Below are 23,192 nucleotides of genomic sequence, written 5' to 3'. Positions count from 1 at the left end.
AATTAAATTATTATGAAAAACTTATTATTTATATTGCTGGGAACATGCATGATGTTTGCTCAGAACAACAGGTTCATCTATGAGGTGAAATATAAGAAAGATTCGACCTCAAAAGATATCACCAGGGAGAATTATTATCTGGATATCACAAAAGATGATATTGCTTATTATAACAGACTGAATTATATTAGTGATTCAGTATTTACTGCTACCGGGAGAACTCCAATTAATAGACTGACTTCTTTTTTATTAAAAAAGAAGGATGATAATATATACCAAAACTATGAATATATCGGAGATGTAAATTTTTATAAAATACTTGAGGAAGCCAGGCAACAGTGGACTATTACAGACAGCACAAAAATAGCTGATCATCTTTCGCTTCAAAAGGCGACCACCAAATTTGGAGGAAGAAACTGGATCGCATGGTTTACTAAAGATATTCCAATGCCCTACGGACCTTATAAATTTAATGGTTTACCTGGTTTAATCATGGAGCTATATGATTCAAAAAAAGATTATTATTTTAAAGTAATCAAAAGTGAAAAAATTCCGGAGAGTTATCAACGTATTTCATTGGAAGGCTTTATATCCAGAGCGATTCCCGTTACCCAGAAGGATTTAAATAAACTAAGGTTGGACCTCTATTCCAATCCCTTTAAATACGCTTTTAATGGAAATCTTACAATTCCTGAAGGAAAAAAACTGCTTTTGGAGGATGGAACAGTCTTGTCCAAAGAACAGCTGAAACCCGCAGAAACCAACGAAAGAAAAAAATTAAAAGCCTTTAATAACCCTATAGAACTGGATAAAGCGGTGAAATACCCTAAATAATAAAAATCCCTTTCAGAATTTCTGAAAGGGATTTTTTTATGAGTTATCAATTTGATATTATAGATTATTCAGGATGAAATCCGTCATTTTCTGGTATAACTGAGGTCTTGTCTGTCCACCGTAAATTCCGTGGTTTTTATCAGGATAAGCCATGAAATCAAACTGTTTTTTGTTTTGAATCAAAGCTTCTGAAAACTCCATAGAATTCTGGAAATGAACGTTGTCATCAGCCGTTCCGTGGATCAACAGAAATTTACCCTTCAGCAGATTAGCATATTCCGTAGGGGAATTTTTATCATATCCATCAGGGTTTTCCTGAGGTGTTCTCATAAATCTTTCTGTGTATACAGAGTCGTAATATCTCCAGTTGGTTACCGGTGCTACAGCAATTCCTACTTTGAAGACATCAGCTCCTTTCGTCATGGCTAAACTGGTCATATAACCACCGAAGCTCCATCCGAACATTCCGATTCTGCTTTTATCAATATAAGATTGGTTTCCGAACCACTTGGCTGCTGTGATCTGATCTTCAATCTCATATTTTCCTAAATTCATATAAGTTACTTTCTTATATTTTGCTCCTTTATACCCCGTTCCACGGCCGTCTACACAAGCAACAATATATCCTTTTTGTACAAGGTGATTGAACCAAATAGCATTTCCGTTATCCCATGAGTTAGCTACCTGCTGAGATCCCGGCCCCGAATACTGGAACATAAACAGAGGATATTTCTTATTTGGATCGAAATTTTTAGGCTTCATAATCCAGGCATTCATCTGGTCACCTACAGCATTTGGAATGGTAATGAATTCTTTTTCAACAAAATTATCAGCTTTTAGTTTCTGTAACTGGTCATTGTTGTTCTGAAGCTCTTTTACTGCTTTTCCATTACCGTCTTTTAAAACATAGGTATAAGGTTTAGCTGCTGTAGAAGATGTTTCAATGAAATAATTATAGTTTTTACTAAAGTTTGCAGAGTTGTTTCCTTCTGCATTAGAGATCAGCTGGGTCTTTCCGTTTTCAATATTGACTTTGGAAATGACTTTATTGATACTTCCTTTTTCAGTAGTCTGAACATAAATTTCTTTGGACTTTGGATTAAACCCATAATAATCGGTTACCTCCCAGTTTCCTTTTGTGATCTGTTTTTTCAACTTACCATCTTTGTCATACCAGTAAAGGTGTCGGTTTCCATCTCTCTCAGAAGCCCAAAGGAATGAATCATCCTCAAGGAATTCAAGAGTAGGGCTGTCTGTATCCACCCATTTTTCATCTGTTTCTGTAAACAACTTCTGAACTGCTCCGGTTTTTGTGTTCACTTTTAAAATATCAGAAGCATTTTGTATCCTTTCAGAAGTGATCAGAACCATTTCGTCCGACTTTGCAGTCTGAAATACATTCGGGATGTAATAATTTTTGAAAGAACCCAGGTTCAGCTGCATTGTTTTTCCGCTATCAAGACGGTATAGCTGTGCTGAAACTACAGAGTTTTTCTCACCTGCTTTTGGATATTTATAACGCATTTCTGTAGGATAAAGCGTTTTTCCATAGATAGGAATATAGATTTCCGGAACCTGGCTTTCATCAGACTTCACAAATACGATGGCATCAGAATTTTTTGTCCATTCATATTGTTTTGCATGCCCGAATTCTTCCTCATATACCCAGTCTGCCAAACCATTCAGAATTGAATTCTTTTTACCATCCGTTGTAATCTGTGTGATTTTTCCTGAATTAAGGTCCTGATAGAAAAGATTATTGTCAGAAATAAAGGCTACTTTCGTAGCGTCCGGTGAAAACGCAGGCTCCTGAACAGGTTTCCCTTCATTCAGGCTGATTACTTTCCCGGATTTTAAATCTTTTACATCAAATTTCCCCAGAAAAGAATCTCTGTAAATAGGCTGGCTTTCAACCTGTAAAAGAATTTTAGACTCATCATCAGAAAAAATATAACTTTCAAATTTTCCATCTACAAGATTCCCTTCTTTTTGTGAAGTTTTGTAAGAATATTTTGCAATTCCTGACGGTTCAATGACCAGATAATTTTCTCCGTTTTTCATGGAAGTGATCCCTGCGATCCCCTTTCCACGGTAATATCCTGAATATATTTTATCTAAAGTGATTTCCTGTGCCGACACATTTTGGAATACCGCCGCAACAGTAAGAGTTAAGAGTAATTTTTTCATTTCTAATAGTAATGGATTTCAAAGATAATAATTTTATTAAATGTATAAAAAAGCTTTTCAAATAAGCTTTTTGGCAAAAAAATTGAATATCATACCTTATAATCAAATCAAATAATAATTATGGAAACGAATGCATACAACCAGAAACTGAACCGTTATGTATTAAACGATCAGATTGTTTATACAGGTTTTTCCAGTTTTAAAGACGCTGAAGAATGTGCTCATAAAAAAGGAGGAACATTGGTGGAAGTAGTTTTTAGAGACGGAAATGATAATCCCGAAATTACTGATGAGGCGGGGTTGATAGAGAAAAAAATTCATTACTATGTGTATGCAGGCGATGAGTATAAATTTATCCATTCCTCAGATCCGGGATTTAGAAAATATGCAGATGAGCTGCAAAAAATAAAAGCAAAACTGCAACAATCTCCACCGGATGAAAGATATTTAGCCAATTTTGAGATTGAAAATGCAGAAGACCCGATTATTGTGATCAAAAATGATCATTTTGAATCGGTAACATCGAGAGAGCGTTCAAAATATTTGAAACATGCCTGTGTCTATGAATTAGGGGTATCCCTGCCAAAATCTTAAAAAAATCTGATCATGAGCAAGACTAAATATTCAGAAAAAGCTCAGGACAAAGTAGGAAAGGTAATGCACGAATTCAAGGAAGGAAAATTAAAGACTTCTTCCGGAAAGAAAGTGACAAGCAGAAAACAAGCCGTAGCCATCGGTATTTCTGAAGCGCGGGAAAAAGGTATGAAAGTACCATCGAAAAAGAAAAATAAGTAATTCATCATCCGGAAAGCTCAACTTTCCGGATTTTTTTTATCTAATTCGAAATTTCGAGATGAAGTGAGATAAATGGAGTACATGGAAAATCAGCTGATTTGTTTTTCTAAACTATAATTTTTTTTATGTTTTGATCATTTTGTAATTTATAAAATGCTGTAAATGTGTATTTTGTGTTATTGATGTATATGTGATGTAGTTTACTTTGCAAGAGTTTGTTCTTTTTTGTTGCAAATTCGCATCACATCCATAACTCGTTATATCTTATTTCAATACAAAACACAAATGATGAAAAAGAATTCTTAATGTTTTGTGGATGTTTAAAGTTTTTCTTTTTTCAATATTAATCAATAACAGCCTTGGGGATCTTTTCTTTAATGTTGTAATGCAACTCACATTCTTACAAGGCTGATTTTAAAAACCAATTGATATGTTCAGAGTTTCAACTTTAAAATCAGTTTATATTTTTCTATTGATTTTATCATTTGGCATTATTGCAGGACAGTCACAAAAAAAGTCCAAGCCCAATGTCATTTTTATTGTCGTTGATGACCTGAGACCGGAACTGGGAGTTTATGGTAATTCAATCATTAAAACACCTAATATTGATAAGCTGGCACAAAGAGGTACAACATTCACCAATGCCTATTGTCAGGTAGCTGTTTGTGCTCCTTCAAGAGCAAGTGCCTTAACAGGTTTAAGGCCGGATTCCACCAAAGTGTGGGTGCTGGGAGAAGAATTTCGTAAAATACATCCTGATGTGGTAACAATTCCACAGCAGTTTGAAAAATTCAATTATCATACAGTATCTATCGGAAAGATTTTTCATAATCATATGCCTGATTCCATCTCTTTCCGGGAACCAGATCTCCGTCCTGAAGGATATGCCGTTAAAAATATGATAGACAGGGATCCCGAATCTTTTTATTTCAGTGGAGAACTTAAAGCTGAGCTTGCGGCCAAAAGATTGGAAAGATTAGCTAAAGACCCTAAGAGATATGGTAACGGCTGGACATATGGACGTTCTGTAGAAGCAGCAAACTGCCCTGATGATTCATTGTATGACGGAGCTCAGACATCGCTTGCCATTGAAACGATCAACCGTATTAAAAATAAAAAGAAACCCTTCTTCATGGCATTGGGGTATTTCAGGCCGCATTTACCCTTTGTAGCTCCCAAAAAGTACTGGGATCTTTATGATCCTATGGAAATACCAATGGCAGATAACAACTTTATTCCGTTCAATGCACCAAGCATGGCCATGTATAACCAAAGAGAGATGACTGCTTGCTATGACCTTGAATATGTAAAACATCCTGCCTACTTCAGAATGCCGGAAAAAGAAGCCAGAATCCTGAAACATGGGTATTATGCTTCCGTAAGCTATGTGGATGCCTGTATCGGACGACTTGTCGATGAGCTTGAAAAACAAAAATTATTAGATAATACCATTATTGTACTATGGGGAGACCACGGCTGGAAATTAGGAGAACATAATGCATGGGGTAAGCAGACTAATTATGTAAATGATACCCGTGTTCCTCTTATTGTATATGCACCTGGAATGAAAAATCCGGGAAGTAAAAGCAATGAACTGGTAGAGTTGGTAGATCTTTATCCTACCCTCTGTGATCTTGCAGGAATAGAAACTCCCTCTTATCTGCAGGGGATGAGCTTTAAAAAACTTCTGAATGAAAATAATGCGGAATGGAAAGGAGCGGTATTCAGCCAGTTTTTGCGCCCGGCAGGAGAAGGGATAGATCTTAACAAAAAAAATTACATGGGATATTCAATGATGACCAAAAGCTATCATCTGATAGAGTGGTACTATTGGGATAAAGCAACTCAAAAGCCGGGAGAACTTGTGGCACGGGAACTTTATAATCTTACCTCAGATCCGAAAGAGAATTTCAATATTGCAGTGTATCCCGAAAATAAAGACATTCTGGAAAAGCTTTCTGAACAACGTAAAAAAGGATGGAAAGAAGTGAAAAATAAGCTGATAACAAATAAGTCTTATCAATAAAAGAAAATTATACCTCATGAAGAATTTCAACTTTTTAAAAATAGTATTCATTATATTGATCTGTAATTGCGTAGCGGTGAGAGGTGGAACCTTTAATAAAGACAATCCCAAACCTAAAAAAAATGTAAGATCCGCTATCAAGGAAACAAAACCCAATATTCTGTTTATTCCTATTGATGATTTAAGACCTGAAATGGGCTGCTATGGAAATCCTGTTATAAAAACGCCTAATATGGACAAGCTTGCAGCAAGAGGAGTTGTCTTTAATAGAGCATACTGTCAGCAGGCTGTATGCAACCCTTCGAGGGCAAGCCTTCTTACAGGTTTGAGGCCAGATTCTGTTCGTGTATGGGATCTTCAGACAGATTTCAGGAAAAACCTGCCGGATGTGATCACTCTTCCGCAGGTATTCAAAAATAACGGGTATTATACCGTAGGAATCGGAAAAACCTTTCATAACACTTTACCTGATGGTAAATCCTGGAATGAAGAACTTCATGTAAACGGATATCCCTTCGATCCTGACGCTGTGTATCAACTGGAGAAAAACAAGCAGATTCAGAAAGAAAAGGAGCTTGCCCTTCAGAAAATAGGAAAAGGAAAACCGGATGCTTATGGATTTATCTATACAAAGGCCAATTCTGTTGAAATGGCCGACGTTGATGATGATGCCTATTATGACGGAGCGCAAACAACTATGGCCATTCAAAAGCTGAAAGAATTAAAAGGAAAAGATAAGCCTTTCTTTTTTTCAGTAGGGTATTACCGTCCGCATTTGCCATTTAATGCTCCTAAAAAATACTGGGATTTGTATAACAGAAACGATATACCGCTTGCGAAAAATCAATTTATGCCTGAAAATGCTCCGGAATTTGCCGTACATGGTGACAGTGAACTGAGAGCTTATACAGACAGATCAGACCTGCCTTTACCATCGGAAAAACCTTATGATGTGGAAAAGCAAAGAGAACTTCTCCATGCATATTATGCGTCTGTCTCTTATACAGACGCACAGATAGGAAGGCTGTTAAAAGCTCTTGATGAATTAGGACTGAGTGAGAATACGATTATTGTATTGTGGGGAGACCATGGCTGGAAACTGGGAGAGCATAACAGCTGGTGCAAACAGAGCAACTACGAGATTGATACCAGAGTACCGCTTATTATCAGCGGGGCAGGAGTAAAAGCAAAAGGAAAATCAAGCAATGCTCTAACGGAGTTTGTTGATATTTACCCTACTTTATGTGATATGAGTGGAATAAAAATTCCCGATTATCTTCAGGGAACCAGTATGAAACCTTTGCTTTCAGATCCTGAACGTAAGTGGAAAACAGCAGCCTACAGCCAGTTTTTATTAGGAAGATTCGGAGTAAAAACGAGAGGTGTGCAAAATGTAGAAAGAATGGGATATGCTATCCGTACCGACCGGTACCGGTATGTGGAATGGTTTGAATGGAATAAAGAAACTGAAAAGCCCGGCGCTTATCTGGCCAGAGAACTTTATGATCATAAAAATGATCCTGACGAAAATATAAATATTGCTGAAGAAGTGTCATCCAAAAAATTAGTCGGTCAACTTTCCTTACAGTTGAAAAAAGGATGGAAATACAGTAAACCAAAATCATAAAAACTGTAAATATTCAGATAAAGATGATGTTTTCTTTTATAAAGATGATGATTTGTACAGGAATACTAAGTTTTGTAAGTTCCTGTCATAAAAATAAAATTGTGGAACCTGTGGGAAATAAGTCAGGACACACTTGCATGAATGTACCAAAACGATGGAATACTTTGGATTCTTCTCATGTCAGTTTTAATGGAAAAATTTCTCTGGAAGGAATGGTATTAATCCCTGGGGGAGAATTTGATATGGGAGGTGATAATAGTCAGGCGGATCCAGACGAATACCCTAAACACAGAGTAAAGGTTTCTCCGTTTTATATGGATATAACCGAAGTAACGAATGCTCAGTTCCGCAAATTTATAAATGCTACAGGGTATATCACAACGGCAGAACGTAAACCTGATTGGGATGAATTAAAGAAAAACCTGCCAAAAGGTACTCCGAAACCTCCCGATAGTCTGTTGGTAGCTGCTTCATTAGTATTTAAACCGACAACTAAACCTGTCAACCTGAATGATTTCAGCCAATGGTGGAAATGGGTAAAAGGTGCCAGCTGGAAACATCCCCAGGGGCCTACAAGCAATATTGAAGGAAAAGACAATTATCCCGTAGTACATATAAGCTGGGATGATGCTCAGGCATATTGTAAATGGTCCGGTAAACGTTTGCCTACAGAAGCAGAATGGGAATTTGCAGCACGGGGTGGATTAAAGAATAATATATATCCATGGGGAAATGAACCCATCAATGAAGGAACTCCTAAAGCAAACAGCTGGGAAGGAAAGTTTCCGTACCTCAATGAAAAGAAAGACGGCTATGGTACCCTTGCCCCTGTACAATCATTTAAAGCCAACGGATATGGATTGTATGATATGGCTGGAAACGTTTGGGAATGGTGCAGCGATTTATACAATTATGATTACTATAAAAAACTGGAAGGCAGACTGGTTTTAAATCCTCAGGGCGCTGACAGATCTTATGACCCTCAGGAACCGTATAGTGTTAAACGCAGTCTTCGGGGAGGAAGCTTTTTATGCAATGATAGTTACTGCAGTGGATACAGGGTGGCCCGGCGTATGAAAAGCAGTCCTGATACAAGTCTTGAACATACCGGATTCAGGTGTGTTCAAGACATTGCTCATTAATTCTATTTTTGATTATTATAGAGGATTCTGTAGTATTCATCCGCCATCCTGTCACTGTTGAAATGATCTTTCACATCATCCATTGCATTGTGCTGGATTTTTCTCCATTCATCAGGGCGGTCGTAATAGGTGGGAAGAATTTCATTTTCAAGAATTTCATACAACTTATTTAAATCATAATTATCCTGTTCGTAAATACTCATATTCAGATAATCTGCTTTGGGAACTACGAAAGAGTTGTCTCCATGTTTTGCAAATTCCGGGATCCAGCCGTCATCTGTAGATAAATTGACAGATCCGTTCATGGCAGCCGTCATACCGGAAGTTCCTGAAGCTTCCCTTGGAACCCTTGGGTTATTAAGCCATACATCAGAGCCCTGTTTTAAAGACTTGCTTAAAGAAAGCTCATAACCCGTAAGAACAGCCATATTCTTGTGGTTTTTACTTTCTTCTACCAGCGTGTTGAACGTAGAAATAGCAGAGTAGTCCATTGGGTAAGGTTTTCCTGCCCAGATAATCTGTACCGGATATTTTGGATTGTTCAGAAGTCTGTAGAATCTTTCTTTGTCATGGAGAAGAAGTTCTGCTCTTTTGTAGCCGGCAAATCTTCTTGCCCAGACCATGGTAAAGACATTAGGGTTAAATAAATTTCCTGTCTGATCTGCAACAATGCTGAACAGTTTTTTCTTCAGATATTTCTTACGGAAATCAAAAACAGTTGCGTCGTTTTCATCTTTTGCATTGTATAAAGGTTTATCAGACCAGTATTTAAATTCCTGAGCATTGGTGATAGATGTGATTTCACAGATTCCCGGATATTTATTCCACATGGCTCTGGAAACAACCCCATGAAGCTGGGAAACTCCATTGGCCATTCTTGCCATTCTCAATGCACAGAGAGAATGATTGAAACGGTCATCATCAGATCCTTCAATCTTTTTCACTTCTTCCATGCTGTATCCTGAAAAATAGGACATGTCATAACATAATCTGAAGCTGTGCTTTTCATTACCAGCTTCTTCAGGAGTGTGAGTGGTGAAAACCAGTTTTTCTTTAACTTTATTCAGATCTCCGTTATATTTTCTCAGAAGATAAAAAGCTGCCGGAAGCCCATGGGCTTCGTTAAGATGGTAAACTTCTCTCTCAATGTTCATTTCATCCAATAGCTTGGCTCCTCCTTTTCCCAATAAAATATATTGAGCAAGTTTTGTAGATTCATTCGCATCATACAATTTGTGACAGATTGTTTTGGAAACGTGATCATTTTCCGGAACATCTGTAGAAAGGAAAAACATGGGTGCCGTATTGAAGATTTCGGGATCAAGGTACCATACTTTTACCCAAACCGGAGCACTGTGGATTTCAATTTGAAATTTTATTCCGGTGTCTTCAAGAAAACTGTACATTTTTCTCGTCCATACAGGCTGTAAAGTCTGATCGTGGTTTCTTGCCTGGTCATAATAACCAAATTTCCATAGGATACCGATTCCAATAAGATCCTGCTTAAGGTTATAGGCACTTCTCATGTGAGAACCTGCCAGAAAGCCAAGTCCTCCCGAATATATTTTAAGTACCTGCTCAAGAGCAAATTCCATTGAGAAATAGACGGCTTTTTTTGAATATTGAGGATTAATCGTGTAAGGTATTCTGAAATTCCTGAAATCCATAAATGTGGGTTTGTGTTTAAAAAGGCAAAGGTATTAATTATGAAAATAAACTTTACATTAATTAATCGATAAATTAATTAAAAACTAAGTGTTGAATTGTTTTTTTTGCTTATCTTTAAGAGTGTAAATTTTTGATTATCAAAAACTTTTAATGATGAAAGCCGATGGCTGCATGTGTTCTTTAATTAAATAAAAAAATCACACATGAAAAAGACATTTTCTGATGAAGATCTGATCAAGAATCTGAGTTTATATTACCTGAACAGGCATTTGAAAAAAAAGCCCATAGAAAAGTATCACCGTACCATAGATGAATCTCCGCTGCACGACCGTGAAAAATACAGAAAGAAATCCGAGATTCTTCTTCTCAACTCTTTTATGCATCATTTTCCCGAAGTGAAATTTGAAAACCTTACCTGCGAGAGTCCGGACTTTATCGCCAAACTCAACGACAAAAAAATCGGAATAGAACTGACCGAAGTAATCAACCATCTGGAAATGAAAAAAGTGGAAAGCACTTTAAACAAGATGTTCCGTCAGGCAGAAATATTATTAGAACAGGAAGACACTACGAAATATCGTGGTGTTTATTTTTTGGAATTCCACGCGGCAACCAAATTTGACAATCTGGAAGTGCAGCAGGAAAACATCATCAGTATCTATAAGAGCATCAAAAAAAATAAACCTGTGGGATGTGTAAAAAGTCTGAGAAAATCTTTTCACCGCAGAAATGTCTTTATCACCCATGAGTACAGCATGAATCTGTTTGATGAGCTTTGTTCTGAGAAGATTCTGGAACTTATTGAAAAAAAGAACGAAAAATTCCCCTATTATGACACCTCAGTAGATGAGTGCTGGCTGGTTATTGTTTCCGATATGAATTCCATTGCTTCAAGGTATACCTTCATTCAGGATAAGGAACATCTGAAAGAAGTAAAAAGTCCTTTCCATAAAATATTTCACCTGGAAAATCTTTGTGGAAATATTACAAGTATAAAATAAAGTGAATGTTATTCGTGTTTGATTATTTTGTTGTGTATTTTGATATAATGTAGGTTATTTTAAATTATTTGATGTTTTAATTTGTAATAGTTTAAAATTGTTTAGATTTTATTGTTTTTAATTAAAATAAGGTTATATTTGATGTGTGTTGATTATCAATACAATGTGTAACTGATATAACCATAAAAACATTAAATCTATGAGGAAATTTTTACTTTTCATACTTCTTTGTCTCTCTCATACTTTCTATGCCCAGGCTGACTGTGCTACCGCACTTTCCGTTTGCGGAAACTCAAATATCACATATAGTCCTACCGGATATGGTAATATTAAGGAATTGGTCAACTCCGGAAGCTGTATAGATTTTACGGGAGAACACAACTCAATCTGGTATAAAATTACAATCGCTACAGGAGGTACACTTACCTTCGACCTTGTCCCAAATAATCCGGATGCCGATTATGACTGGGCAATTTTTGGTCCTAATGTAACCTGTGGAAGTTTAGGATCACCGATCCGTTGTAATGCTGCAACAGTTATCGGACCCGGCCCTGCTACAGGATTGAATATGACAAGCACACTTTTAAGCGCTGCAGGAGGTTCCCTGACTCCTTATTGCAGATATCTTGATGTTTTACCAGGGCAAACCTATTACTTGTTTATTGACAACTGGGTGAGCAGTACCAGTTCTACTACAGCCCCGTTTTCTTTAACGTGGGGAGGAACTGCAACACTGGCTTCACCATTTACTGATCCGGCTATTCAGACCCAGCCATTTAATCCTCCCGGAATTCCGGCGGCCAATCCTGCTGACCCAAGAGAAGTTGTCATATGTTCTGCAACAGCTTTATTTGATTTTTCTACATTATCCTCAGGAATTCTCAATGGAAATCAAAACTTTGGAGTAAGTTATCATCTGAGCCAGAATGATGCCTTAACGGGAAATAACCCTATTACAGCTCCTATTACAGTCAATACAACAACTGTCTATTATTATAGCATCAACTATACCGATCCGGCCAATGCATCTAATCCGCTCAACAAATGTAAGCAGGTTGGAACATTTAAATTTAAAAATGGTTCTATCACAGCTACAAACGCAACTTTGACCCAGTGTAACAATAATAATGCAGGGACAGCTTTATTTGATTTAACCACAGCAGATGTTATTGCAAACCCTAATGTTACTAAGAAATATTATCCTACAATGGCGGATCTCAATGCCGGAACCAATGAGATTACCAACCCGATGGCATTTGTGTCTGCAGAAGGAATTATTTACGTAAAAGTAATATCGGAATTTGGCTGTACTGCAGTGGCACAGATTACGTTGAAATTTTATCCCGTTGTAGTCGTGAATGAAACAACTTTGAGATCATGCTTCATCGAATCCAGTCCAGCCACCGCTTCTTTCAACCTTGTCAATGCTTCAGTAACCGGGCAGACCAATCCGACAAAAAAATATTATCCTTCATTGACAGATGCTGTTAACCAGACCAATGAAATCCTGAATCCCAATAATTACATTGCACCCAATGGTTTTGTGTACATAAGAGTTTCTAATGCTCAGGGTTGTTATAATGTGGCTAAAGTTACTTTGATCGTTATTCCGCCTGTCTATTCTGATAAACTTAAAGATGTGACAATTTGTGCGGAAGACCAGACTACGCTGGATGCAGGACCCGGATTTAAAAGTTACGAGTGGAGTACAGGAGCTACTACACAAACCATTAAAGCAGGAATAGGAGTATATTGGGTAAAACTTAAAACAGGAGAATGTGTGACAACACAAACGGTAAAAGTGCTTCCTTCCGAGCAGCCGGTTGTTTCCGGGATTGATATTTCGAACAATACAATCACAGTATCCGTAATAGGTGGAACTCCGGCTTATAAATATTCAATAGATAATATCATCTGGCAGGATTCTAATGTTTTCAATAACCTTTCCAGAGGAGATCATAAAGTATATGTAAAAGATGCCTATGACTGTGATCCGATAGAAATTGGAATTGTTGTCCCTAATTTGATCAACGTGATAACTCCTAATGCAGATGGAATCAATGATATGATTGATTATTCAGCCCTTGCCAACAAACAAAATCTGATCATGAATGTTTTCGACCGTTATGGAAATAAAATTTTCCAGGCAGACCGATCCAACGGCTACAAATGGGATGGAACCCAGGGTGGAAGAAGAGTACCTACAGGTACATACTGGTATTCTATCACGTGGAATGAAAATGATAAAAAGAATACGGCCATTAAATATACAGGCTGGGTTCTGGTGAAAAACAGAGAATAATAATAAAACAGATAGAAAAAACCACTTCAATTGAGGTGGTTTTTAGTTTTAAAAGTTATTAAATTAGGAAATAAAATAGAAAGAATGAAAGACCTGTTTGTAAAACGTTTTGAATACTATAAATCTCTTGGTGATAAAACATTTGAACAGTTAACAGATGAGCAGATGTTCTGGCAGTATAATGAAGAAAGTAATTCTATTGCTGTGATTGTGAAACATCTTGCAGGAAATATGCTTTCACGATGGACTAATTTCCTGACTGAAGACGGAGAGAAAGCCTGGCGTAACCGCGATGAAGAATTTGTCAATACATTTTCAACGAAAGAAGAGATTCTTGAATATTGGGAAAAAGGCTGGGCCTGCTTTTTTGATGCTCTTGAAAAAATAAATGAGGAAAATCTCTATTCAACAACATATATCAGGGGAGAAGCACATCCGGTGATTGATGCCGTTCTTCGTCAATTGGCTCATTATCCTTACCACATCGGACAAATTGTTTATATCGCTAAAATGATAAAGAATGAAAATTGGAATACACTTTCTATTGCCAGAAACCGGTCTCAGGAATTTAATACAGAAATGAAAACCAAATTTTCAGGTCAGGATCCGGCACCCAATTCGTCGCCCGTCTGCTTTCAAAACAGCCCAGAAGTAAGAGACGAATATAAACAATAGATTGAATCAATCTTGAGTTCTTATTAAAATTACTATCTTTGCACCCATAAAATTCAGGAGTAACAAATGTCTACTTTTCACAGAACTGCCGCGTTTCATACACTGGGCTGCAAATTAAACTTTGCAGAAACATCTACTATTGCCCGTCAATTAACAGATGCAGGTTATGAGAAGGTAAGTTTTGATGAAAAAGCCAATGTGTATGTTATCAATACCTGTTCGGTGACAGAAAATGCTGACCGTGAATGTAAACTTCACGTGAAAAGAGCAATGAAAGCTAATCCGGAAGGACTGGTTGTAATTGTTGGATGCTATGCACAGTTAAAACCTGAAGAAATTTCACAGATTGAAGGAGTTGACCTGGTTTTAGGAGCAAAAGAAAAATTCAATATTCTGAGCTATCTTGACGATTTGGAGAAATCTGAAAGTGAAGGTGTAGTTCACTCATGTGAAATTGAAGAAACCGATTTCTTTATCGGAAGTTATTCTATAGGAGACAGAACCAGAGCTTTCCTGAAAGTACAGGATGGCTGTGATTACAAATGTACTTACTGTACCATTCCATTAGCCAGAGGAATTTCACGTTCTGATACGATCGAAAATGTTCTCAGAAACGCCACGGAAATCGCTGCAAAAGACATCAAAGAAATTGTTCTTACAGGAGTAAATATCGGTGATTACGGTAAAGGGGAATTTGGAAATAAAAAACACGAACATACCTTTCTTGATCTTATTTCAGAGCTGGATAAAGTAGAAGGAATAGAAAGAATCCGTATCTCTTCCATCGAACCTAATCTTTTGAAAGATGAAAGTATTGAACTGGTTTCTAAAAGCAAAAGCTTTGTTCCGCATTTTCACATCCCGTTACAATCCGGAAGCGATGATCTCTTGAAAAAGATGAAACGTCGTTACCTGACCAAACTGTATAACGACAGAGTAAACAAGATTCGCGAGGTAATGCCTGATGCGGCTATCGGAGTAGATGTTATTGTAGGATTCCCGGGAGAAACAGAAGAAAGATTTATGGAAACCTATAATTTCCTTAATGAGCTTCCTATCACTTACCTTCACGTATTTACCTATTCTGAAAGAGAAAATACGGAAGCTGCCGCTATGGACGGAGTAGTTCCCGTAGCGGAAAGAAAAAAACGTAATAAAATGCTGAGAATTCTTTCTGAAAAGAAGAAAATGGCATTTTATCAGACCCAATTGGGAAAAACGCTGCCTGTTCTTTGGGAGCACGAAAATAAAGACGGGAAAATGTTCGGCTTCACAGAAAACTATGTGAGAGTCCAGAAAGACTTTGATCCTGCATCCGTAAATCAAATCGAATTTCTGAATTTAGAAAAAATCCTGTCAGATGGCACGGTTTCTGTGCAATCTTCTTACCAAAATTTTTTAGCAAAAGCGTAGGCTCTTTGCTAAAATTCTACTAAATTTATTTTTAAACTTTTAAATACTACATTCATGAGAGATAAGTTTTTATCTTGGGGAATTGTATTAGTAGCTGCTACATGGATTATAGCAATACTGATCAGAGCGCATTATTGGATACCTACGCTGTTATCCGCAATTTATGCATTGGGTGTTTACAATGCTTACCAATCGAAACATGCTATTTTGAGGAACTTTCCTGTATTGGGATACTTCAGGTATTTTTTCGAAAGTATTTCACCCGAAATGCAGCAATACTTTATTGAAAGGGAAACAGATGGGAAGCCATTTCCAAGAAACCAGCGTTCTGCAGTATACAGACGTGCAAAAAATTTAAGTGATACGGTAGCTTTTGGTACGCAGCTGGAAGTAAATCACAGAAAGTATGAAGGGATCAAGCATTCTATTTATGCAAAATCACCATCAGAAGAACTTCCGAGAGTATGGGTTGGAGGAGAACAATGCACACAGCCTTATCATGCTTCTTTATTTAACATCTCAGCAATGAGTTTCGGGGCCTTGAGTGACAGAGCACAGATTTCACTGAACAGAGGCGCAAAAAAAGGAAACTTCTATCATAATACAGGGGAAGGAGGAATTTCACCTTATCACCTGGAAGGAGGAGATCTTTGCTGGCAGATCGGAACAGGGTATTTCGGATGTCGCGACGGCGAGGGGAAATTCAATCCCGAATTATTTACAAAATATTCCACCCTTCCTAATGTGAAAATGATTGAAATCAAATTATCACAGGGAGCAAAACCAGGACACGGAGGAGTGCTTCCGGGAGTAAAAAATACACCGGAAATTGCAGCGATTCGTCATGTCACACCGGGAATGACCGTTATTTCACCACCCTCACACAGCGCTTTTTCTGATGCTGCCGGATTGCTGAGGTTTGTACAGCAGCTAAGAGAACTTTCAGGAGGAAAGCCAATTGGTTTTAAACTTTGTATCGGTGATACCAAAGAATTTGAAGATATCTGTGTACAGATGAATGTATTGAAAATTTATCCTGATTTCATTACCATAGATGGTGCAGAAGGAGGAACAGGAGCTGCACCACCGGAGTTTTCAGATGGAGTAGGGATGCCATTGGAACCTGCTTTGATCTTTGTGAACAGAACGCTTAATAACTATAACCTGAGAAGTAAATTAAGAGTAATTGCCAGCGGTAAAGTTCTTACCAGTCTTGACATTCTGAGAGCCATTGCTATGGGAGCAGATATGTGTAACAATGCCAGAGGATTTATGTTCTCTTTAGGATGCATCCAGGCCTTGAGATGTAACTCCAACAATTGTCCTACAGGAGTTGCTACACAGGATAAAATGCTTATCAAAGGATTGGATGTGACAGATAAAGCAGAAAGAGTATATCACTTCCATAAAAATACACTTCACACCTGCAATGAACTCATTGCCGCTGCAGGAAGAAGTTCTTATGAAGAAGTAGACGCCACCATGTTTATGAGAGGAGATGAGTTTGACCACCTTGCAGATCTTTATTTCCCGGATATTTTAGGAAATGTAAAACAGAAAGCAAGATCGTAATCAACATTACATATAACAAAAACACCGCCATTTATGCGGTGTTTTTTATTGTATGAATATTTTTTATTGTTGTTGTTCTGTTGTCTGTTTATCACTATCAGGTCTGTCCTCTCTTCCATAAATCTGAAAGTTGAATACAAAAGTCCTGTTTCTGTAAGACATGTTTGAATATGGATAATGAGGGTTTCTTGCAAAAGCAGCTCTGGAAGGAACAATAATGACTCCCTGTAAGTTATAAGGTGTTTCACTTGTAAGATTGTCAAATGCTTTGAACTTCTGTAAAGCTTCTCTGAAACCAGGGATTTGATAATATTTTGCTTTTTTTGCAGCATCAGTTGTACCAGCATCCAGTATTGATTTTTTTACATAATAATATGTAGGGTCAATAACAGGAACACCTGTTCCGTCAATAGTATTTAAAAAAGCGGTTTTTGATGTAAATGAAGTGTTTCCGTCAGAATTAACCGCCAGGTAAGAGTATGCTCTTCCCATGATTTTAATAATATCAGTATCTCCAATGGTTTTTGCAGAGGCAGCTGGTGGCTGAGCTCCGTCTCTTATAATGTAGATAGTTCCTGAAGGTAGTGTTATGGGACTCAGTTCAGACAGCTTCTTTTCAGTATCATCCGCAGTATCTGTAGAACTGAAAGCTTTTATATTACCCTGTGCATCCAGATAATTCTCATCCATGAATTTCTTAATGGCCTGATCATCATACGTGTTTTGCGTAGCAACATCTTCCGGCTCTACATAGGTTGATACATCATCATCTTTCTTACAAGCAGAAAAACACAAAGATCCTGCAAGGATATATAAAAATATTTTTTTCATTTCAAAAAACTTTAATTACTTTACAAATAATATAACGGCAAAAGTATAAAAAAATATGAGAATAGATAAATTTTTATGGAGCATTCGTTTTTATAAGACGAGAAGTATTGCAGCAGAGGAGATTAAAAAGAACAGAGTTTCTATAGGAACGTCTGCCGTAAAGTCGTCTAAAGAGGTAAAAGAAGGAGATACGATCAAAATCCGTAAGAATCAGATTGATTATAAAATAAAGGTAATTCAGATTCCTAAAAGCAGAATTGGAGCCAAGCTGGTGCCTCTTCACATTCAGGACGTCACAGACAAAGAACAATACGAATTGCTGAAACTTCGTAAAATGTCACAGGACTATTACAGAAACAAAGGAGAGGGAAGACCTACCAAAAAAGACAGAAGAGAAATGGATGAATATGTAGGCAACGATATCGACTCCGATTTTACAGACTGGGATGATTTCTTTGGGGAAACCGGCAGTGAAGGTGAGGATGAAGATTAATATAAAAAGTAAAAAAGCTCTAGAGATAGAGCTTTTCTATTATTTCGTTAACGATGTCTTCCGGTTCTCTGGAATCTGTCCCGACAGTGAATTGTGCTTTGCTGTAAAACTGATTTCTTTCAAATAAATGTTTGGCAATAAATTCCGGCAGGTCTTCATCTGATATATTGGCAATCAATGGCCTTTTTTCTTTCTGCTTTGAAAGTCTTTCCACCAGTGTTCCCACTCCGGTTCTTAAAAAAACGCTCTTGGAGTTGTGATTGATGATCTCCATATTATTATAATACACTGGGGTTCCTCCGCCAAGACTTAAAACTACATTTTCTTCAGAAGCCAATATCTCTTCAAGTGCCTCCCTTTCCAGTTTTCTAAAGTAAATCTCTCCCTTTTTCTCGAAAATTTCGGGGATGGTTAATTTATTTCTTCTGGAAATCTCTTTATCGAGGTCAATTAATTTAAAATCGATTTTTTCGCTTAATATTTTGGAAATGTGCGATTTGCCACTTCCCATGTATCCGATCAATGAAATTACCATGAATTTTTTTTAAACAAATTTGCGAAAAAGTTTTGAGATAAAGAAAAAAGTCATATCTTTGCACCACTTAAAACAAGGGACATTACTTAAATGAAAACTTGTTGCACAAGTGGCCGACTCGGTAGCTCAGCTGGTAGAGCAATACACTTTTAATGTATGGGTCCTGGGTTCGAATCCCAGCCGGGTCACTAGCAATAATAATTACTTAATTTGTGATTTTATTGCCTGCGTGGTGAAATTGGTAGACACGCCATCTTGAGGGGGTGGTTTCCTAAGGATGTGCTGGTTCGAGTCCAGTCGCAGGCACTGCAAAGAAAATTTTATAATTAATATTGAAATTTATTTCATTTTAATTGTGGCCGACTCGGTAGCTCAGCTGGTAGAGCAATACACTTTTAATGTATGGGTCCTGGGTTCGAATCCCAGCCGGGTCACAAGTTTACTGAAAAGTAAATTTTTTTCATATTAATATTTTGTGATTTGGTGTTTCAAAGGCTTCCTTCAGGAGGCCTTTGATTTTTGTATGAATCAAGGTTGTGAATGGTGTTAGCCTTACTTTATTCAATAAAAAAATCCCCGACTAAGTCAGGGATCTGATATTTTAATCTGGAAAGATTAATCCAGATGCATATTGTCAATTAATCTTACACCATCTACTACCACTACAATAAATGCTCTGAAGCTTCTGTCTTTATAGAAAAAATCAGTCTCCTGTAATGTTTTTTCATCAGCAATCAGGAAATATTCCAGTTTCATTCCCTGCTGGTCATCAAAAATATCAGCTACTCTTTCCTTGATTTCCGGAATGGTAACAGTTCTGAACCAGTCGTTTACTTTTTTTAAAGTCTCATAAATTACTTTAGAGGCTTCTCTCCGGTCTTCATGAAGTCTTTGATTTCTTGAGCTTAGCGCCAGTCCGTTTTCTGCCCTGTAAATAGGAACTCCGGTTATTTTAACGGGAAGATGCTTTTTCTCTACCATTTTTTTAATAATAGCAAGCTGCTGGAAATCTTTTTCACCAAAATAAGCATTATCAGGCTGTACCTGTCTGAAAAGTTCTTCTACAACAGTTCCTACACCATCAAAATGACCCGGTCTTGATTTTCCTTCCATCTCATTTTCCAGTCCGTCAAAATCATATCGCTGGCTTTCGGCTTTCTCAGGGTAAATATCTGCTACCTCCGGAATATAAACTGCATCTACAAGACCAGAATTCTGAAGAATCAATATATCTCTGTTGACATCTCTTGGATATTTTTCAAGATCTTCAGGATTGTTAAATTGAGTTGGATTTACAAAAATTGAAGAAATAACAAGGTCATTTTCCTTTCTTGCCTCTTCATACAGAGAAAGATGGCCTTTGTGCAGGGCTCCCATGGTAGGGGCAAAGCCAATTCTTTTTCCCATTTCTTTCTGTCTTTCAATGAAATCCTGAAGGACTTTTCTGTTTTTTAGAACTTCCATAGTTTATTTTAATACTATTTCAAAAATACTAAAAATATCGCATAATAATATGTGGTTTTAATAATTTGAAAAGGGAATTTTCGTAAAAAAATGTTAATTAAAATAATGTTGGATGTTTTTTTGTAATTTTGCACATTAAAGCATTTTTACAAAAATTAGATAGAAAGTTTATGCCGAATCAAAAAATACTGTACATTACTACAGAGATGTATCCATATCAGGAAGATACAAATATGGCTGCAGTGGTAAACAAAATGGCACTTAAGATGCACCAAGAAGGCAATGATGTAAGAGTTTTTATGCCAAGATTTGGACAAATAAGTGAGAGAAAATTCCAGCTTCATGAAGTAATCCGTCTTTCAGGGATGAATATTATTATCAATGATCTGGATCAGCCTCTGATCATTAAAGTAGCGTCTCTTCCGGGGGAAAGACTTCAGGTTTACTTTATTGACAATGAAGAATACTTCAAAAGAAAACAATATTATTTCGACGATGAAGGAAACCCTTTTGAAGACAATGACGAAAGAGCTATTTTCTTTGCAAGAGGAGTTATTGAAACCATTAAGAAACTAAACTGGGTGCCGGATGTTATCCATTTAAATGGATGGATGTCTTCTTTTGTTCCAATTTATCTTAAAACGTACTACGAATCAGATACTTATTTCAAAGACGCGAAAATTATACTTTCTCTTTACAATGAGAAAGATGCCGACCTGGATAAAAAGATTGACGAAAAACTGCAGTTTGATAATATTTCAGGATTAAAAGCGTTAGATAACCCAACGATTAAAAGTTTTGTTATCGAAAGTATGAACTATGTAGATGCCGTTGTGAAAGGTGACGAGTTTCTGGATGAAGATCTGGATAAGGCTTTCAACGAAACTGCTACCCAAAAATCAGAGTATCTGGACATAGATTCAATAAATCAACTTTATTAAAAAACACATTTTTAATGACTCATAATCTTAAAAGGACCTTCGCCATACTTTTGATGGCGTTTTTCGGAAGTACATTCCTTCATAACTGTGAACCGGATCCGGATTCTCTTGGCGAGCAGTTGTTTAATGATGATGCAGCACAAGGTAATGAAATTGCATATCCCGTTATCGCATACAATTATAGTAACAACGATTCAATCAGAAGTGATGCTGCCAGACTGATCAGTGGGGTGAGCGAATCTGGTTCGGCTTCCTATGTAGGTGTTCTTGGAGCATTTACTGAAAACCAGTTTGGAATGCAGAGAGCTTCTTATGTTACTCAGCTGAGAATGCCGGTAGATAATTATGATTTTAACGGAGCGAATCCAAAAGTAGATTCTGTAGTTCTTGTAGTGAGACCACCTGCAAATACTGCCGCGAATACCTACTTTTTTGAAGGCGATTCATTAAAAACAAAAACATTTGAGAAAACTGATTTCCCGGTAGATGGAGTTGCTACAGCGGTTTCCATTGAAAAGAAAATGTACCCTGTTCGTAAATACGGTAAAACAGCAGGTTCAAAATCAATGAAAATCAATGTACATGAAGTAACCACGTTCATAGATGCAAATGATGACAGTTTCAAACGTTCCAATAAAACAATAAGTACTGGTGAACTGTTAGGATCAGGAGTATTTGACGGTACTATCAGTTCTACATCTATCACTAAAAAATCTGACAACTCAGTTGTATTTACCGGAAACTTAGGATTCAGAATGAAGTTGAGTAATACGGACTTTTTCCAGACTCATATTCTTGATAAAAAAGGAAAACCTGAGCTTCAGGATGCTTCCAACTTTATCAGATATTTTAAAGGAATAAAAATTTCTGTGGATGAAACGGATAAATATCTCTACCAGTTCTCTCCTAATGATTTACAGCTTATCATGTATTATAAATATGATAAAACGGATAACGGAACAACAACAAGACCGCAGACAACCCTTAATTTCAACTTAGGAGGTTCTAATGCGCATCTCGGGCTGTATGAATACAGCAGATCCGGATCATCTGTTGCGGCTGCATTGGCTGCAAGTAACCCTAGTGAAGGAGATGAAAGACTTTTTGTTCAGGGAATGGGAGGACCATCTGTGGTAGTTAAGATTAAAGATGAGACGATTGCAAAGCTTAAGGATATTTTTGTTAAAGATAAAGCAGGTATTGTAAGTGCTAAAATCAGAATCTATCTTGATGCTGCAACGTGGAAAAATACAGGTTCTACTGAAGACCGAAGATTTTCACTTTTAACCAATACATTAGATGCTGGTGGTAAAATTGACTACAAAAAACTGGCGTTTACTTCAGATCTTACCAACGGGCTTGGATTATATTATTTTAAAGATAAACCTGAACCAGGTTATTATGATTTTGTCGTAACAAAAACAGTTAAGGATCTTGTAGAAGGGAAGAAAGAAACAGTAGATGGAGTTGAACAGCTGATTCCTAATAAGCCTTTAATAATCAGTGCTGGAACATTTGCTGCCAATGCTACAGGAACCCTTTTAGGAGTTCGTAATACAACAAGAGCATTTGATATGAACAGAATTATTCTTACAGGAGTAGATAAAACCAATACGAATCCGAAGAGAATCCAGTTATTGGTGACTTACGGAACGAAAAAATAGAACAACAAACAACACTATACAA

The 23,192-nt window shown here is 37.0% G+C and carries 19 protein-coding genes and 3 tRNA genes; 17 read left to right on the top strand and 5 right to left on the bottom strand.

Features of this window, described 5'->3' with window-relative positions; all coding sequences use genetic code 11:
* Window positions 1–12 precede the first annotated feature (12 nt).
* Entirely contained in the window at window positions 13–834 is an 822-nt protein-coding gene (locus tag LIV57_RS08605; RefSeq protein ID WP_227942285.1) for a GLPGLI family protein, read from the top strand.
* Between the two features lie 57 nt (window positions 835–891).
* Here the strand turns inward: LIV57_RS08605 and LIV57_RS08600 are convergent, their stop codons facing one another.
* Window positions 892–3,021 carry a S9 family peptidase gene (locus LIV57_RS08600; RefSeq protein WP_227942284.1) on the bottom strand — a complete coding sequence of 710 codons (2,130 nt, stop codon included), beginning with the start codon at window positions 3,019–3,021 and terminating at the stop codon, window positions 892–894.
* Window positions 3,022–3,141: 120 nt separating this feature from the next.
* On the opposite strand from LIV57_RS08600, the gene LIV57_RS08595 reads away from it, so the two are divergent.
* The 5 genes from LIV57_RS08595 (at window position 3,142) to LIV57_RS08575 (ending at window position 8,611) form a co-directional block, all read left to right on the top strand.
* On the top strand, window positions 3,142–3,615 hold the full coding sequence (locus LIV57_RS08595) for a hypothetical protein (RefSeq protein ID WP_062675487.1): 474 nt from the start codon (window positions 3,142–3,144) through the stop codon (window positions 3,613–3,615).
* Window positions 3,616–3,627: 12 nt separating this feature from the next.
* On the top strand, window positions 3,628–3,816 hold the full coding sequence (locus LIV57_RS08590) for a DUF6496 domain-containing protein (RefSeq protein WP_227942283.1): 189 nt from the start codon (window positions 3,628–3,630) through the stop codon (window positions 3,814–3,816).
* Window positions 3,817–4,246: 430 nt separating this feature from the next.
* Window positions 4,247–5,842 (top strand): sulfatase, encoded by a 1,596-nt coding sequence (locus tag LIV57_RS08585; protein ID WP_227942282.1) that lies wholly within the window; start codon window positions 4,247–4,249, stop codon window positions 5,840–5,842.
* Between the two features lie 16 nt (window positions 5,843–5,858).
* A complete protein-coding gene (locus tag LIV57_RS08580) occupies window positions 5,859–7,469 on the top strand; it encodes a sulfatase (RefSeq protein ID WP_227942281.1) in 1,611 nt (536 codons plus the stop codon).
* A gap of 44 nt (window positions 7,470–7,513) precedes the next feature.
* Window positions 7,514–8,611, top strand: coding sequence for a formylglycine-generating enzyme family protein (locus tag LIV57_RS08575; RefSeq protein ID WP_227942280.1), 1,098 nt, complete (start codon window positions 7,514–7,516; stop codon window positions 8,609–8,611).
* Window positions 8,612–8,613: 2 nt separating this feature from the next.
* On the opposite strand, the gene glgP is transcribed toward LIV57_RS08575, so the two are convergent.
* Complete coding sequence (gene glgP, locus LIV57_RS08570) at window positions 8,614–10,278, bottom strand: alpha-glucan family phosphorylase (RefSeq protein ID WP_202843469.1); 1,665 nt, start codon at window positions 10,276–10,278, stop codon at window positions 8,614–8,616.
* 204 nt (window positions 10,279–10,482) lie between these two features.
* Between glgP and LIV57_RS08565 the strand changes: the two genes are divergently transcribed.
* From LIV57_RS08565 to LIV57_RS08545, 5 genes are all read left to right on the top strand, one after another.
* On the top strand, window positions 10,483–11,280 hold the full coding sequence (locus LIV57_RS08565; protein WP_227942279.1) for a hypothetical protein: 798 nt from the start codon (window positions 10,483–10,485) through the stop codon (window positions 11,278–11,280).
* Between the two features lie 199 nt (window positions 11,281–11,479).
* On the top strand, window positions 11,480–13,582 hold the full coding sequence (locus LIV57_RS08560) for a T9SS type B sorting domain-containing protein (RefSeq protein ID WP_227942278.1): 2,103 nt from the start codon (window positions 11,480–11,482) through the stop codon (window positions 13,580–13,582).
* Between the two features lie 84 nt (window positions 13,583–13,666).
* Window positions 13,667–14,257 (top strand): DUF1572 domain-containing protein, encoded by a 591-nt coding sequence (locus tag LIV57_RS08555; protein ID WP_227942277.1) that lies wholly within the window; start codon window positions 13,667–13,669, stop codon window positions 14,255–14,257.
* 66 nt (window positions 14,258–14,323) lie between these two features.
* On the top strand, window positions 14,324–15,670 hold the full coding sequence (gene mtaB, locus LIV57_RS08550; RefSeq protein WP_110009519.1) for a tRNA (N(6)-L-threonylcarbamoyladenosine(37)-C(2))-methylthiotransferase MtaB: 1,347 nt from the start codon (window positions 14,324–14,326) through the stop codon (window positions 15,668–15,670).
* Window positions 15,671–15,724: 54 nt separating this feature from the next.
* Entirely contained in the window at window positions 15,725–17,242 is a 1,518-nt protein-coding gene (locus LIV57_RS08545) for an FMN-binding glutamate synthase family protein (protein ID WP_110009518.1), read from the top strand.
* A 63-nt stretch (window positions 17,243–17,305) separates the two neighbouring features.
* Here the strand turns inward: LIV57_RS08545 and LIV57_RS08540 are convergent, their stop codons facing one another.
* Window positions 17,306–18,073, bottom strand: coding sequence for a hypothetical protein (locus LIV57_RS08540; RefSeq protein ID WP_227942276.1), 768 nt, complete (start codon window positions 18,071–18,073; stop codon window positions 17,306–17,308).
* Between the two features lie 55 nt (window positions 18,074–18,128).
* On the opposite strand from LIV57_RS08540, the gene LIV57_RS08535 reads away from it, so the two are divergent.
* Complete coding sequence (locus LIV57_RS08535; RefSeq protein WP_110009516.1) at window positions 18,129–18,566, top strand: RNA-binding S4 domain-containing protein; 438 nt, start codon at window positions 18,129–18,131, stop codon at window positions 18,564–18,566.
* A 19-nt stretch (window positions 18,567–18,585) separates the two neighbouring features.
* Here LIV57_RS08535 and LIV57_RS08530 read toward each other — a convergent pair whose 3' ends face one another.
* On the bottom strand, window positions 18,586–19,101 hold the full coding sequence (locus LIV57_RS08530) for a shikimate kinase (protein WP_047428102.1): 516 nt from the start codon (window positions 19,099–19,101) through the stop codon (window positions 18,586–18,588).
* 115 nt (window positions 19,102–19,216) lie between these two features.
* On the opposite strand from LIV57_RS08530, the gene LIV57_RS08525 reads away from it, so the two are divergent.
* From LIV57_RS08525 to LIV57_RS08515, 3 genes are all read left to right on the top strand, one after another.
* A tRNA-Lys gene (locus LIV57_RS08525) sits at window positions 19,217–19,289 on the top strand.
* A 35-nt stretch (window positions 19,290–19,324) separates the two neighbouring features.
* Window positions 19,325–19,407: transfer RNA gene (locus LIV57_RS08520), tRNA-Leu, on the top strand.
* A 55-nt stretch (window positions 19,408–19,462) separates the two neighbouring features.
* Window positions 19,463–19,535: transfer RNA gene (locus LIV57_RS08515), tRNA-Lys, on the top strand.
* A 181-nt stretch (window positions 19,536–19,716) separates the two neighbouring features.
* Here the strand turns inward: LIV57_RS08515 and panC are convergent.
* A complete protein-coding gene (gene panC / locus LIV57_RS08510; protein ID WP_110009515.1) occupies window positions 19,717–20,565 on the bottom strand; it encodes a pantoate--beta-alanine ligase in 849 nt (282 codons plus the stop codon).
* Between the two features lie 170 nt (window positions 20,566–20,735).
* Between panC and LIV57_RS08505 the strand changes: the two genes are divergently transcribed.
* Complete coding sequence (locus LIV57_RS08505) at window positions 20,736–21,506, top strand: glycogen/starch synthase (protein ID WP_110009514.1); 771 nt, start codon at window positions 20,736–20,738, stop codon at window positions 21,504–21,506.
* Window positions 21,507–21,520: 14 nt separating this feature from the next.
* Window positions 21,521–23,170, top strand: coding sequence for a DUF4270 family protein (locus LIV57_RS08500; RefSeq protein ID WP_227942275.1), 1,650 nt, complete (start codon window positions 21,521–21,523; stop codon window positions 23,168–23,170).
* Window positions 23,171–23,192: the final 22 nt, after the last annotated feature.

The sequence above is a fragment of the Chryseobacterium sp. X308 genome (assembly GCF_020733145.1).
GTDB classification, from domain to species: domain Bacteria; phylum Bacteroidota; class Bacteroidia; order Flavobacteriales; family Weeksellaceae; genus Chryseobacterium; species Chryseobacterium cupriresistens.
This window is presented reverse-complemented; position numbering and strand designations above follow the sequence as displayed.

Coding starts and splice junctions, on each gene's coding strand:
- LIV57_RS08505 (WP_110009514.1), top strand. CDS start 20,736: ATGCCGAATCAAAAAATACTGTACATTACTACAGAGATGTATCCATAT.
- LIV57_RS08605 (WP_227942285.1), top strand. CDS start 13: ATGAAAAACTTATTATTTATATTGCTGGGAACATGCATGATGTTTGCT.
- LIV57_RS08600 (WP_227942284.1), bottom strand. CDS start 3,021: ATGAAAAAATTACTCTTAACTCTTACTGTTGCGGCGGTATTCCAAAAT.
- LIV57_RS08555 (WP_227942277.1), top strand. CDS start 13,667: ATGAAAGACCTGTTTGTAAAACGTTTTGAATACTATAAATCTCTTGGT.
- LIV57_RS08560 (WP_227942278.1), top strand. CDS start 11,480: ATGAGGAAATTTTTACTTTTCATACTTCTTTGTCTCTCTCATACTTTC.
- LIV57_RS08585 (WP_227942282.1), top strand. CDS start 4,247: ATGTTCAGAGTTTCAACTTTAAAATCAGTTTATATTTTTCTATTGATT.
- LIV57_RS08500 (WP_227942275.1), top strand. CDS start 21,521: ATGACTCATAATCTTAAAAGGACCTTCGCCATACTTTTGATGGCGTTT.
- LIV57_RS08565 (WP_227942279.1), top strand. CDS start 10,483: ATGAAAAAGACATTTTCTGATGAAGATCTGATCAAGAATCTGAGTTTA.
- LIV57_RS08540 (WP_227942276.1), bottom strand. CDS start 18,073: ATGAAAAAAATATTTTTATATATCCTTGCAGGATCTTTGTGTTTTTCT.
- LIV57_RS08590 (WP_227942283.1), top strand. CDS start 3,628: ATGAGCAAGACTAAATATTCAGAAAAAGCTCAGGACAAAGTAGGAAAG.
- LIV57_RS08595 (WP_062675487.1), top strand. CDS start 3,142: ATGGAAACGAATGCATACAACCAGAAACTGAACCGTTATGTATTAAAC.
- mtaB (WP_110009519.1), top strand. CDS start 14,324: ATGTCTACTTTTCACAGAACTGCCGCGTTTCATACACTGGGCTGCAAA.
- LIV57_RS08545 (WP_110009518.1), top strand. CDS start 15,725: ATGAGAGATAAGTTTTTATCTTGGGGAATTGTATTAGTAGCTGCTACA.
- LIV57_RS08535 (WP_110009516.1), top strand. CDS start 18,129: ATGAGAATAGATAAATTTTTATGGAGCATTCGTTTTTATAAGACGAGA.
- LIV57_RS08580 (WP_227942281.1), top strand. CDS start 5,859: ATGAAGAATTTCAACTTTTTAAAAATAGTATTCATTATATTGATCTGT.
- LIV57_RS08575 (WP_227942280.1), top strand. CDS start 7,514: ATGATGATTTGTACAGGAATACTAAGTTTTGTAAGTTCCTGTCATAAA.
- glgP (WP_202843469.1), bottom strand. CDS start 10,278: ATGGATTTCAGGAATTTCAGAATACCTTACACGATTAATCCTCAATAT.
- LIV57_RS08530 (WP_047428102.1), bottom strand. CDS start 19,101: ATGGTAATTTCATTGATCGGATACATGGGAAGTGGCAAATCGCACATT.
- panC (WP_110009515.1), bottom strand. CDS start 20,565: ATGGAAGTTCTAAAAAACAGAAAAGTCCTTCAGGATTTCATTGAAAGA.